This window comes from Pedobacter nototheniae, from assembly GCF_032678625.1.
Classification (GTDB): domain Bacteria; phylum Bacteroidota; class Bacteroidia; order Sphingobacteriales; family Sphingobacteriaceae; genus Pedobacter; species Pedobacter nototheniae_A.
Map to the genome: position 1 here is coordinate 16,425 of NZ_JAVTSO010000008.1, position 12,762 is coordinate 29,186.

General features: G+C 34.0%; 11 protein-coding genes. 8 read left to right on the top strand and 3 right to left on the bottom strand.

What is annotated here, in order from left to right:
* Entirely contained in the window at nucleotides 1–1,347 is a 1,347-nt protein-coding gene (locus R2Q77_RS18935) for an ankyrin repeat domain-containing protein (protein ID WP_316805282.1), read from the top strand.
* A gap of 17 nt (nucleotides 1,348–1,364) precedes the next feature.
* Here R2Q77_RS18935 and R2Q77_RS18940 read toward each other — a convergent pair whose 3' ends face one another.
* The 3 genes from R2Q77_RS18940 to R2Q77_RS18950 form a co-directional block, all read right to left on the bottom strand.
* A complete protein-coding gene (locus R2Q77_RS18940) occupies nucleotides 1,365–4,037 on the bottom strand; it encodes a carboxypeptidase-like regulatory domain-containing protein (protein ID WP_316805283.1) in 2,673 nt (890 codons plus the stop codon).
* A 13-nt stretch (nucleotides 4,038–4,050) separates the two neighbouring features.
* A complete protein-coding gene (locus R2Q77_RS18945; RefSeq protein WP_316805284.1) occupies nucleotides 4,051–4,890 on the bottom strand; it encodes a GLPGLI family protein in 840 nt (279 codons plus the stop codon).
* Nucleotides 4,891–4,998: 108 nt separating this feature from the next.
* Entirely contained in the window at nucleotides 4,999–5,307 is a 309-nt protein-coding gene (locus R2Q77_RS18950) for a hypothetical protein (protein WP_316805285.1), read from the bottom strand.
* Between the two features lie 343 nt (nucleotides 5,308–5,650).
* On the opposite strand from R2Q77_RS18950, the gene R2Q77_RS18955 reads away from it, so the two are divergent.
* The 7 genes from R2Q77_RS18955 (at nucleotide 5,651) to R2Q77_RS18985 (ending at nucleotide 12,748) form a co-directional block, all read left to right on the top strand.
* Nucleotides 5,651–7,600 (top strand): histidine kinase, encoded by a 1,950-nt coding sequence (locus R2Q77_RS18955; RefSeq protein ID WP_316805286.1) that lies wholly within the window; start codon nucleotides 5,651–5,653, stop codon nucleotides 7,598–7,600.
* An 11-nt stretch (nucleotides 7,601–7,611) separates the two neighbouring features.
* Nucleotides 7,612–8,358 carry a LytTR family DNA-binding domain-containing protein gene (locus tag R2Q77_RS18960; RefSeq protein WP_316805287.1) on the top strand — a complete coding sequence of 249 codons (747 nt, stop codon included), beginning with the start codon at nucleotides 7,612–7,614 and terminating at the stop codon, nucleotides 8,356–8,358.
* Nucleotides 8,359–8,599: 241 nt separating this feature from the next.
* The gene (locus tag R2Q77_RS18965) at nucleotides 8,600–8,935 is read left to right on the top strand and encodes a PadR family transcriptional regulator (protein ID WP_316805288.1); all 336 of its coding nucleotides are present in this window, start codon (nucleotides 8,600–8,602) and stop codon (nucleotides 8,933–8,935) included.
* The gene (locus R2Q77_RS18970) at nucleotides 8,932–9,528 is read left to right on the top strand and encodes an HAAS signaling domain-containing protein (RefSeq protein ID WP_316805289.1); all 597 of its coding nucleotides are present in this window, start codon (nucleotides 8,932–8,934) and stop codon (nucleotides 9,526–9,528) included. Before R2Q77_RS18965 ends, R2Q77_RS18970 begins: the two co-directional genes overlap by 4 nt.
* 3 nt (nucleotides 9,529–9,531) lie before the next feature.
* Nucleotides 9,532–10,851: a serine hydrolase domain-containing protein gene (locus tag R2Q77_RS18975; protein ID WP_316805290.1), complete on the top strand. Its 1,320-nt coding sequence runs from the start codon at nucleotides 9,532–9,534 to the stop codon at nucleotides 10,849–10,851.
* 230 nt (nucleotides 10,852–11,081) lie between these two features.
* The gene (locus R2Q77_RS18980; protein WP_316805291.1) at nucleotides 11,082–11,597 is read left to right on the top strand and encodes a hypothetical protein; all 516 of its coding nucleotides are present in this window, start codon (nucleotides 11,082–11,084) and stop codon (nucleotides 11,595–11,597) included.
* A gap of 833 nt (nucleotides 11,598–12,430) precedes the next feature.
* The gene (locus tag R2Q77_RS18985) at nucleotides 12,431–12,748 is read left to right on the top strand and encodes a DUF6660 family protein (RefSeq protein WP_316805292.1); all 318 of its coding nucleotides are present in this window, start codon (nucleotides 12,431–12,433) and stop codon (nucleotides 12,746–12,748) included.
* Nucleotides 12,749–12,762 lie beyond the last annotated feature (14 nt).

Genomic DNA, 12,762 nt, shown 5'->3' on the forward strand with positions numbered 1-12,762 from the left:
ATGTCATTATCATTTATTATAGCCTGCGAAGGAGGTAAAAGAAAAATTGCTGAATTATTACTCGCCAATAAAGAGGTAGATGTAAGTTATACTGATGAAAAAGGTAGAACGGCATTACATTACGCAGCACACAGGGGGTACCTGGATATTGTAAAATTATTAATCGAAGAAGGCGCTGTACTTGATTATGAAGATCATCAGGGCGAAACACCTTGTTTCTTTGCTTGTCTTCAAAAGCAAAAACAAACTGCATTGTATTTGCTTGAACAGGGCGCCAAAACATCGGTTAACGATTTTAAGGGAAATAGTTTATTACACCTCACAGCGCAAACCGGGCAAATAGAAGTGCTTAAAAAACTGCTTGAACTGGGCGTTGAAGTTGATTTGGAAAATAATGAAGCCGAAACAGCATTACTCATTGCATCTGCATGGCGCCATAAAGAAATCGCTGACACACTGATCAAAGAAGGCGCAAATGTAAATACCAGTAATAAGTTTGGCACCACGCCACTATTATTTGCGGTACAAACTAAAAATATCCCAATGGTAGAGTTGCTTTTAAATAATGGAGCCGAAATAGATCATGTAAACCAGGCCGGAGAGAGTGCATTGCTATTAGCATGTTACGAAACCAATAAAGCTATTATTAATTTATTGATTGATCAGGGTGCTGATTTGTTTATCGCTTCTAAAACAGGACTTTCGCCTATCTGGTATGCCTGTGCAAATAACCAGAAAGAAGTTGTTGCGCTGTTTTTAGCCAAAGGCCTGGATGTTAACCACAATAAACCATTGTCGGGGGCCGAAGATTCTATGAATTCTTACCTGGATTGGATAGAAACGGCTAATGATTTATCTGCCGATAATAGTTTTAACCTTAATAATTCTTATAGTTATGGCGGTGAAAGTCTTTTACATATAGCCGTAAAAAGCGGCCATATAAGTATGGTTAAACTATTGCTGGAGCAAGGTGCTTCCATTAACATACAAGACGAATCTGGAAATACAGCATTACACTATGCAGCAGCAAATGGTAAAAAAGATGCCGTTAAATTATTATTAGAGCAAGGTGCAGATGTAAGCATCGTAAACGTAAAGGAACAAAAGGCTATAGATTACGCTAATATTAAAGGGTTTAATGAAATTACCGAATTAATATTGAAATTCAGCCCTGCCGGGACCAAAGTGTCGGCTGTCTCCAGTCAAAATGCGCCGGCAGAACCCGCTCCGCTTAATGATATGGATAAGAAGAAAAGAGCATTGCTCGACCTTAAAGAGCTTCTTGATGCAGGTATTTTGACGCAGGAAGAGTTTGATGCAGAAAAAATGAAAGTCTTAAAAGGATAAGGCTAAGCATTTAAACCTTAAAAAGAGAAAGAATATTTTAATAAGAATGTTCTTTCTCTTAAAGGGATTTGAAAAACGGATAACTGATTTGAACTTGAATTGATTTGCTGATATAAATTCTGGTTCATTAAATTTATGCACTGAAATTCAAAAGAACTTTTCCATTTGGTGGGTGCATATTTTACATTTAAATCCAGGAAATGATTGCGCACGGTTTGTTGCAGCGATTGCCGATAAGAAGTAAAACTATACGATAACGTGTACGAAATCTTGCTGTTTAAATTGTGTTGCCATTCCGCCTTGAGCTTGTTTATTTTTGTCTCGTTGTTAACTGTATTGAGAATTGTTTTTTGTTGGTTTATAAATTTTGCCATTTCTCCGGTAACAGAAAGTGTGGCTTTGCTAAAAATCTTTTTTCTGGCCGTTATTGAGAAATTAATGTCATACGCATCAAAAGGAGTAATTTCATTATTATAATAACTATTTCCTTTTTGCAGACCAAAACTGCCACTAACCGAAACGTTGGTTTCCAAAAAAAATAAGTATTTGGATAGGCTGCCATTTAAAGTGAATTTATCAGCCTTGTTTCTAAAATCTACCGCTATAACTTTTGTTAAGCCACTTTCAATAATATATGAATTAATAAAGTTTTGCTTTGTCCTGGTAAAGTTAAAATTAAGGTTGTAAAAAAGCATTTTTAATGGTTTACGATAAGCATATCTTGCCCCAAAAGAAATTAAATCAGTTTTAGGCAATGGCGTTTCATTAAAATTAAACTCCCTGTAATTCACTAAAATTGTACCCGGGTAAATTTCATTAATTTGTCCGAAAACGGTTTGCTTCGAATACCTAAAATTAAGTTCACCATACCTGCCCGTATTTTTTCGAAATTCGATTATCGGATTGATTAAAAAATATTTGTTTTTTGTTGATGAACTTTTTTCTGCCGAATAATAATCAATAACATCAAAAGAAGGACTTGTTTCAATAATAAGCGATCCTTTTGGCAGGAGGTAGGTGAGCAATGCTTTCGCAAATGGGCTTAGACGAATGAAGTTTACATCATTTTTGAAAAGACTTCCAACCGGGCTTGTCACATTGGTACTGTCTGTTTTATATAAATTGCTGTTTAATTTATTGCGTTCAAAAGAAATACCTAATGCAGTAGAAAGAATAAACTGGTTAAATTTTAGTTTATAAGTTGCAGATTGATTTATAAAAATGTTTTTGGTGTACACTTGTTGATCAAGTTTTAGGTAGCCTATACTGTCATTTACAATATCTTCCTGAATCCCGGGAGAAATTGTCAAACTTTCATTCATCTTGTAATATTGTACAACCGAATTATATTGGAGAATATGATCTGTTCCCAACGCTTTTACAACGCTGGTTTCATTACTTACAGATAAATAATGAGCAGGCTGACTTTGTGAGAAATTTAATCCATTCAAGGCAGAATTACCCGCCCTGTTCCATTTTGGAATATCTAACTTGGTAATGGATTTTAAGTAAACTGAATTGCTGTTTTTCTCAATTTGAGCCTGAAATTGCCATTGATTTAATGTATAAATGTTATCCTGTAATTCCTGGTACGAAATCGTATCAGCATTTGGTAAAAAGTAATTAACAAAGTTGCTGTAATTATACTTACGTTTTAATTGCAAAGAAGAAAAGTTTAGGCGCAAGCCCCAATCAGATTTAAGTTTAAACAATGTATTAAGGTTTCCCGCATAGTCATTGTTCATTAAATAATATTTATCGCTTAGCGATGGCTGTGTGCCGCCTTCCATAGATAAATAAGGTTGCGCTGTTTTTAGGCTAACTTCATTATTAAAAGATGTGCCTAAATTAGCATTTTCACCCAACAAATCCTGTCCGATATTATTTGCCTTAAGGTTATTGATACTTTTAACTTTCTTTTTGAAAATAAGATTGTTCAGTTCTGCAGAATAAGCCTTATTGCCTAAGCCAGCATGTCCGGTATTAATCGTTATGGTGCGGGCACTATCCGTAAGTTTAAGGTTTAATGAAACATTATTGGTTACTACATAACCATTTAGTGCTTTTATAGGTTGGTCGCGCTCAATAACCTGCACCTGTTCAACAGCGTCAACAGGTACGCTTTTAGTTGCAATTCCATATTTCCCATCCAAAAGATTATCGCCATCAATATAAACGTTAGAAATTCGCTTCCCATTGTAACTGATGGTGCCTTTTTCGTCTATCTGTATGCCTGGTAATTTGTTAATCAAATCAGCAATTACCCGATCATTCTGGTCTCTGAAGGCCTTAACATTATATTTTAAGGTATCGCTGGATAGCGATATTTTACTGTTCGATTTTATGGTTACTTCTTTAAGTAGATTAACCGCTTTTTTTAAGGTAATTACATAGGTTTCGTTTCCTGTTTGAACAAGCCTAACAATAGCTTGCTGGTAACCTAAGGAACTTACTTTAATCGATAATTTTTCTGTAGAGCTTTGAAATTTACAGCTAAAAGAGCCTTGTTGATTCGTTTTGGCAAAAGTAATTCCCGATCCGCTTTCGCTTATAATGGTGACAGATGCTGTCGCTACCGGATTGCCAATACTATCCTTTACTATGCCATTTACAATTACTAAATTTTGTGCAAATAGCAACAGTGTCGAAAACAACAGGGTTAAAAATAAAAACAGGCTTTTTTTGTACACACCAGAAATCGGTTTAATTTTTTAACTCTAAAGGATAGTTTAAAGCTGGCCTTTTAATATTGGATGTAGATTTGTTATTGTTTACGCTAATTTTATCTATGGTTGCGGCACCATCATTATACCCATCCATACTTAAACCTTCTTTGTAGGCTTTTTCCATCCGGTTATATTCTGCATCCGTAGTTGCAATAGCCTCTTTAGGCAAGTTTAACGATAGGCTGTTTGGGATTGTAGTACCCAAGGTTATTTTAGTACAGGTAAATTTTATCCTTTGACTGGCATCATAAGCTTCTAAAATTAAGCCGGGCAAACCATGTAACTTCCAAGGGCCAAAACTAACTGGTACATCTGTTGTAAACCAAGCCGTGTAAGCCCGCCCTTTACAAATACCAATAGCTTTTTGACAGGTATAACCGAGTAATGTTTTAGTTTCTTTTTCAATTTTCCAGTTAATTTTCTCAAAATCTTCTTTAATTACATAATTGTTATCATTGAAAAATTTGTTTACGTAAACGGTGTTTTCGTCTTCTGAAGTATATATATTATCGGCAGTAGATGGAACGAAAAGCCCCATATCAATCTCGTTGGAACCAGATTTAATTGCGGCTTCAAATTTTGCGTTATGAATAGAATCCTGGATTTTCTTGGTATAACTGCTATATAAACTCTTCCGACTATTAAAGGCCATTTGAAAATCTTCTTCCCAAATTTTACCAATATTGGTCGTATCACGAATATGGAAAAAATGGTAAAAAGCAATGCCACTTGCAGGTTCAGGTGCATTTCTATAACTAAAGGAATACAAAGAGTATAATAATGCTGCCGATACAAAAAGCTTCAAATAATAACGCATATATTTTTAATTAAGAATAGATAAAATATGCCCCGGAAAGAATACCGGGACATATTGAAAAAAAGAAAAACCACCCTTTACGCTAAATTATTTCTTATCTTATTAAAATTATGGCTGATAGCATCCAGCGCTATCTAAATGGTCAATTACATAGTGACTTGCGGTGCTTCCCATTTCGGCCCAATACGTGCCATGAGGAGCACTTACATAAACTGTAATTGCTTGTCCGCAGGAGTCATGAAAGGTAAATGCACGCTGTATACGGAAGAAATTACCATTTTCACTCTTTTTTGAATTTGTTTTAATTTCTAATTCTACCTTGATTGATTTACGAAGCTCGTTTTTCGGAGTTAAATCGCTTGCTGAAGCGCTAAATCCAATTACTGTACAAATTAATGCGATAAATAAATGTTTCATAATTTTTGTTTTTTAAGTAATAAATGATTGATTATATGTATTCAGAAGTAGAGGATGGTCATATTTATATTCGTTGTGCTTTTAAAATTGAGGTTAAATTATAAATCACGCAACTGTGAATTTATATTTGCATCTTGAATAGCCATATTCGTGGACTTTGAACCGATATCTGTATTAACCTGTCTTTAATTCAAAACAGATTTCAAATATTAAGCTAAAGGCTACGAATATGGAATGGAAACTGTTGAATATTTAGTGGCTTCTTTACTAAAGTTTTCTATTGATATATTTAAAAAGAATCCAATATTAATCCCTTAAATAAAGAATAACCATACCAATATTTATGCTTTCTGAATTAACCAGATTTGTTCAATTAATGAATGCCAAAACTGTATTCTTATGTTTTGGAGCTTTAACATTGTTAACGGTGTTTTCGTGTAGAGATACCGGAAATACAAAAAAAGGAGCGGAAATTACGCCAATAAAAAAGACGGTCAACAGCGATTATTTATCGCTGATTGTTTCTATGGATACCTTAAACCAAAGCAGTTATAGAAAGGCAATTTACAAGGAAGACAGTCTGCTTAATCTTACTGAAAATAAACTGACTAATCCATTTTACCACTATTTCAGGGCCAGGAAATTCATTGTAATAAAACAGCGGGACAGTGCATTTATTGAATATGAAAAAATAAATAATGAGGGTAAAAATGAAGAAGTTAGTTTACTGAAGGATTACTGTATTTTAAACTACAAAACCAATAATGGCGGCGCAGTAGATGCTACATTGATGAAAGAGCTGCTTGCTAAAATGGAAGAAGCGGAAAAAATCAACAGCAAATTAACCTATTTTTTTTACGATTTACTTGCCAAAGCTTATTATCAAAACAAAAATGTAAGAGAAGCACTAGTGTATGCAGAGTTGTATTATAAAAGCCATCCATATAAAGCACATAAAGTAATTCAGCAAAGATATTTCGACATTTCCTTTTTATTAGCTTCTAAAGTGGGCGACTATAATAAGATGATGTTTTATAATACCAAAGCACGGAATTTTGCTAAAAGCATTAATGATAGTCTTGCATTAGCCCGAACTTATGACAATGAATCTCAAATTTATAGCCGCAGAGGACAGTTCGCAAAATCTTTAGCCAGCAGTAAAATTTATTTCAATTATTTAAAAAGGACAAATAACCTTAACGATGTTGCCTATAACAATTTAGCAACAAGTTTTGCTCAAAACAAATTGATTGATTCTGCCATCTATTATTATAAGGAGGGTATTGCTTTCGAAAAGAAAAATCGTTTAGGAAGACGGAAGAATATGTATTATAACGGGCTTATAAATGCATATAAAAAGAAAGGTGCGTATGCCGAAGCCTTGCAGGCAGCTGATTCATCTTATGTGATGGAAATACGGGATATTATTGCAATAGATGCCGTAAAAGTAGCCGAACTACATGAAAAGTATGAAGCTGAAAAGAAGGATCGGAGTATAATTGAACTCAACAGCCGTAATGAACTTTATCAAAAAATCATTGTTCAGCAAAGGTGGACACTCGGTTTGGGTTTACTTATATTCTTAGGTCTGCTTTTCTTTTTTTATATCCTTTACCGGCAGCAAAGGTTAAAGGGGAAAAATAAACTATTAGCATCAGAAAATAAAAGATTAAACATCGAACAAAAATTATTGCAGGCCCAACTTAATCCGCACTTTATTTTTAACGCAATTGCCAATTTGCAAGGTTTAATAGCTGCCGGCGATACGAAAGAATCAGTACGTTATTTATCATCTTTTTCAAAGCTATTAAGAAGTGTACTGGAGCAGAGCAGGAAAGATTTTATTGATCTGGAAGAAGAAATAAGTTCCTTGGATAATTACCTCCAGTTGCAGCAAATGCGCTTCGCAGGGCTTTTTGATTATCAGGTAACTGCTGATGAAAATCTCTGTTTGGAGAATACGCTTATTCCACCCATGTTAATACAACCTTTTGTTGAAAATGCAATTGAACATGGTTTCAGAAACATTAAGTACAAAGGTATTTTGCAAATTCTGTTTAAAACAGAAAGTAATCAACTCGTGATTATTGTAGATGATAATGGCATAGGTATAGCGAATGAAGAAACAAAAAAACCAAAGAAAAAATCACTTGCCCGGGTTATATTAAAAGAACGACTCGATGTACTTTTTAATTCGGGTGGGGAAGATGCAAAGTTTGAAGTTGAAGATAAAAAGGATCAAGGAACCCACGGTATACGGGTAGAAATTAGAATACCGTTAGTAAAAGATTAAAAAAAGGCAATATGAAGCTGTATATACTCGAAGACGAAATCCACATCATGCAGCACATTTTACAAATTGTGCAGAAGTTGAATCATTTTAGCGTTGTTGGTTACTCAGGAGAAGTTGCCAAAGCCGCCGCTGAAATACCGTTGTTAAAACCTGAAATTATTTTAGCAGATATCCGCCTTAAAGATGGCGACAGTTTTGCCCTTTTTAATGATATGGGAATGGAAGATTTTCAGGTTATTTTTCTTACCGCTTATGATCAATATGCTATACAGGCACTTAATATGGGTGCATTTGGATATTTGCTTAAACCAATAGATGAGACCGCACTTGCTGAAGTGCTGGATAGGTGTTACCGGCAACGAGAACAAGAACATTTTGACCATCAGCAACTTGAGGTTGCCCGAAATCATTACCTTTCGCAAGGTATTGGTGGTACTAAACGCATTGCATTAAAAAGTTTTGAATATATTGAAATTGTTGATGTGGAGGATATTATGTATTGTAAAAGTGATAAAGGATACACAACCTTTTACTTAAAAAACAAGCGCGAAATTCTGGTGTCAAAAGGTTTAAAAGAATACGAAGCCATGTTAACGCTTTTAGGCTTTTTAAGGTGCCATCAATCTTATCTGATCAATTTTCAATGCGTAAAAAAATATTACCGGGAAGGCTTTTTGCAAATGCAGAATGATGAAAAAATCCCGGTATCCAGCCGTAAAAAAGAAGAAGTACTCCGGTATTTACAAAACATCGCTTAATGCCTCATAATTTGCTTGTAACGCTAAGGCAGGCATCCAAAATGCCTTGGCTTTGCAAGTATCTAAAAGAAGCAGGATTTGCAACCAAAGTATATTTAAATTTGGGTTCGGCACTTCTGTTTTATCTCCATTATTCTTCCTGTTAAAATTAATTTACTGATAATAAGTAAGTTATATCTATATTATTATATTTATAGCAAAGTACATTGTATAGCTATGTATTTTATTATATGTTTGCTGTATGAACGAAACCTTTATAGCAAATTGGAAATCGCAGTTAAAAAAGGGAACCCTGACTTTTATTATCCTAAACATTCTAAAAGAAAATGAATATTACGGTTATGAGCTTATCGAGCAGATTAGAAAACATGCCGAAATAGAAATTGCTGAAGGCACCTTATATCCGCTAATGAACAGGTTGAAGACCGAAAATTTAGTAAACTCTAAATGGGTAGAGCAGGAAACCGGCATTCCGAGAAAATATTATTGTTTAACAAAAAACGGAACAGAAACCCTGCTTCAAATGAATTCGTATTGGAAAAATTTAGAAAGCGCCATCCAAAAAATAATCAAATGAAAATAGAAAACATAAAGTTTAATCAAGAAGCCTCCAAAAGAGTATATACAGATTACATGAGGCGCGTTAAAAAAGCAACCGCTTCTCTTTCAAAAGAAAACCAGGACGATATTTATATGGAATTTAACAGCCATATTTTCGAAGCAATTCAGCAAAATGGCCATTCCAATGAAATTGATGCCTTACTGGATATTTTAGAAAAGCTTGGTACACCTGAAGAAGTTTTAAAACCTTTGGTTGCCGATAAAAAATTAGAACAGGCTACAACGACCTTCAATCCGATTCATATTTTTAAAGCATTAATGCTAAACCTTACCAATGGTATTTCGTATCTGATTTTCTTTATTTTGTATTTGCTGTTGTTTGGTTTTGTATTCTTAATCTTTGCTAAAATTATCCATCCGGCCGAAGTAGGTTTGTTCTACAAGGATTCCACATTTTTGGTTTTAGGTAGTTCTAACCAAACCAGCCAAAGCGGAGTAACAGAGCAATTAGGCAACTGGTTTATTCCGGTTATGTTACTTTCTATTGTACTGTTTTTCATGCTGATTACATTCCTGTTAAAATTCAAAAACAATATCAACAAAAAATAAATCATGATTAGAAAAATTATAGTATTCAGTCTGATGACTGTATTTGCGGCAACTTGCTTCTCTCAAACGCTTAATAAACAACGTTTGGATAGCTTATTTACCGTTTTAAAAGAAAACGATAAGTTTATGGGAAGCATTGCCATTTCAAAAGATGGTAAACTTTTATATAGTAATGCCATTGGTTATTCTGATGTAGATCTTTCTAAAAAAGCCGATCCCAAAACCCAATATAGAATTGGTTCCGTTTCTAAAATGTTTACAGCTGTATTGGTGTTAAAAGCTGTTGAAGAAAATAAAATTCAGTTGAAACAAACACTTGACCCTTATTTTCCGCAGATTGAAAATGCGAACAAAATTACCATTGAAAATTTGCTGAACCACAGGAGCGGCATTCATAATTTTACAAGTGACAAATTGTATTTAGATTACCACACCGAGCCTAAATCAGAAAAAGAAATGGTTGAGATTATTGCTAAAGGAAAAAGTGATTTTGAGCCCAATAGCAAAGCACAATACAGCAATTCTAATTATGTGCTTTTAAGCTATATTTTAGAGAAAATTTATAGCAAACCTTATGCAAAAATCTTAGATGCAAAAATTATTAACCCTTTGAGTTTAATGAATACGCATTCGGGCGGAAAAACCAATTCCGATAAAAATGAATCTTTTTCTTATGCCTTTGATGATAAGTGGATTAAAGAAGATGAAACAGATTTATCGGTACCCATGGGCGCAGGTGCAATCGTATCTACGCCAAGGGATTTAACTATTTTTATTGAACAGCTTTTTGCGGGTAAAATCATCACAAACCATTCGTTAACGTTAATGAAAACCATGAATGAAAAATTTGGCTTGGGTATGTTTGAATTTACGTATGCTGGTAATACTGGTTATGGCCATACGGGAGGAATTGATAAATTTCAGTCTGTTTTATGGTATTTTCCAAAAGAAAAACTTTCAGTAGCATTAATTTCCAATGGAATGATATACTCCATTGATCAGGTGCTGCAAGGTGCATTGAGTAGTTATTTTAACCAGACATTTGAAATGCCAACCTTTAAGTCAATCGTTTTAAAAGCAGCAGAATTAGATCAGTTTTTAGGTACCTACGCAAGTGCACAAATGCCGGTAAAAATCATTATAACTAAAAATAACGATAAATTATTGGCCCAGGCTACGGGCCAGGCAGCGATTGTTTTAGACGCAACTGCCCCAAACGTTTTTCAGTTTGAAAAATTTGGAATCGTAATGGAATTTATCAAAGATAAAAAACAGGTTGTACTTAAACAAAGTGGCAAAGAACTGCTCTTTACCAAAGAATAAATGATTTCTTTGATGGTGTAATTTTATTTTCAGAAAATCGTGCACACAACTGCACGATTTTCTGCTATAAATTAATGCTCAGGCGCTACGGGCTGAATACGCAGATATTGATTCTTCATCAGCGAATTGTAATTGAAACTGGGCGAATTTAAATCAGCAGAATAATTAAAAATAATTAACTGTAGCTTCAACAAGCAATTAAATATTCAGTAAATTCTTGCATTACGAAGATGAAAACATTTAAGTTTAAGCAGCACAATAAACAAATAGCGCTTATGTTTGCTGTTGCTTATTTAATTATAGTATTTGCGCTGTTTTACTATGTGCTTGGTGGTATAATTGGTATGGCAAATCAGGTTAATCGTATTGGAAGTCCTAAAGCTGCAGGTTTAATTGTTGCCGTACTGGTGCTTGGTCCGTTTTTTTTGCTCCTGCAACTGTTGCATCAAAAAATAGAATTAGACATCAATTCCAGGGAAATGATTGTTAAAAGAAAAGGCAAGGCAGCAGTAATCATCAACCTGGCTACGATTCATAAAATGGAGTTCAATGCAACTTCCATTAACCGATTGGATATTTACGACAGGCAAAATAATCTATTGATCAATTTTCATCCGGCCAATACACCTGATGTAGCTAAGCAAATTATTAAAGAAATTTGTGGTACTACAAATTTCGAGCGAAAAGCAGGCAGCAAAAGTTATTTTAGAACAAGAATTGAAACCCTTACTTATACAAGAGTATAATTTTTATTTCTTGTATAGATTTTCTTCTTCTTTTAGTCGATGTTATTACCGAAAAGCAGGTAGATTTTGTTTTTTTTAAACGAAAAATGCCTCAATTTACATTGAGGCATTTCGTGATCCCGCTGGGATAATGACTTATTAATCCAATTGGTACAAAATGAGCAAGTTGTGAAAATTATATAATCATTATTTCAATGTGGGCACCAAATTGGGCACCAGTTATTTTGATATGATATGACTAGTTTTGAAAGAACATTTTTTTTAATACAATATAGTGATTATTTTAATGTTAAAATATTTTTAAAAATAAAATCAATAAGTATAAGGTAATGTTTTTTTTAATCACAGATTTTTTTCTTCCTTCTTGGGATACCTAGTATGATTTCCGTAAGGAATTTATCTCTCAAATTATTATTTCTTTCTAGTTCATCTTTTGAAAATGAAGTTTGTGAATTTCGGTTATAAGTCTGGAAATTTCTTTGAATTGCACAAGTTCTCTGCTCATTACATTTATCTTTTCAATTAGTTCCACATTTGTTTTGAGGATTTGCTTTAAAATTTCCTCATTTCGGTTGTAATCTAGTTCTCTTATTCTGGTGTTCATTAAACAATTAACATTTAGGAGGAACGGTTATGGGTATAATTTATTTTCTATTTCATCTTAGTAGAGAATATTGCATTTGATCAAAACACTTATAAATATTTGATATTTAATTAATTGGCAAATCGCCGGTCAGTTACTCAACCAAAAGTCAGACATCTTTGTCAAATGATGAGACTTGAATAACTGTTTAAATTTCTGCTTGTTAAATTATTTTCTACATTTGTACTGGATGAAATACCTAGCCATCATATTCTGTCTTTACATGACCATGTTAACCCTTCTGCCTTGCCAGGATAAGGAGGATTTTGCAGATGGCAAGGTGAGTAAGTCATCCATCCAAAAAACACCAAAAGGTGTTGAACATTATGGACAGGAAACATGCCCACCCTTCTGCACCTGTTCCTGCTGTTCGGTTTCACGGGATTTCATTCAGTCCAAAGCTGATAAGGTTATAGTTTACCATATTGAAATTCCCTACAGCGAATATCAAATGCCAGCAATTGCAGAGCAACCGCTAGACATTTACCAACCTCCGCAAATCTCTTAATACGTTTACATTTC

Bases quoted from the DNA above. Each gene is read 5' to 3' on its own strand.
- R2Q77_RS18955 (WP_316805286.1), top strand. From the start codon at position 5,651: ATGCTTTCTGAATTAACCAGATTTGTTCAATTAATGAATGCCAAAACT.
- R2Q77_RS18935 (WP_316805282.1), top strand. From the start codon at position 1: ATGTCATTATCATTTATTATAGCCTGCGAAGGAGGTAAAAGAAAAATT.
- R2Q77_RS18985 (WP_316805292.1), top strand. From the start codon at position 12,431: ATGAAATACCTAGCCATCATATTCTGTCTTTACATGACCATGTTAACC.
- R2Q77_RS18945 (WP_316805284.1), bottom strand. From the start codon at position 4,890: ATGCGTTATTATTTGAAGCTTTTTGTATCGGCAGCATTATTATACTCT.
- R2Q77_RS18975 (WP_316805290.1), top strand. From the start codon at position 9,532: ATGATTAGAAAAATTATAGTATTCAGTCTGATGACTGTATTTGCGGCA.
- R2Q77_RS18965 (WP_316805288.1), top strand. From the start codon at position 8,600: ATGAACGAAACCTTTATAGCAAATTGGAAATCGCAGTTAAAAAAGGGA.
- R2Q77_RS18980 (WP_316805291.1), top strand. From the start codon at position 11,082: ATGAAAACATTTAAGTTTAAGCAGCACAATAAACAAATAGCGCTTATG.
- R2Q77_RS18970 (WP_316805289.1), top strand. From the start codon at position 8,932: ATGAAAATAGAAAACATAAAGTTTAATCAAGAAGCCTCCAAAAGAGTA.
- R2Q77_RS18960 (WP_316805287.1), top strand. From the start codon at position 7,612: ATGAAGCTGTATATACTCGAAGACGAAATCCACATCATGCAGCACATT.
- R2Q77_RS18950 (WP_316805285.1), bottom strand. From the start codon at position 5,307: ATGAAACATTTATTTATCGCATTAATTTGTACAGTAATTGGATTTAGC.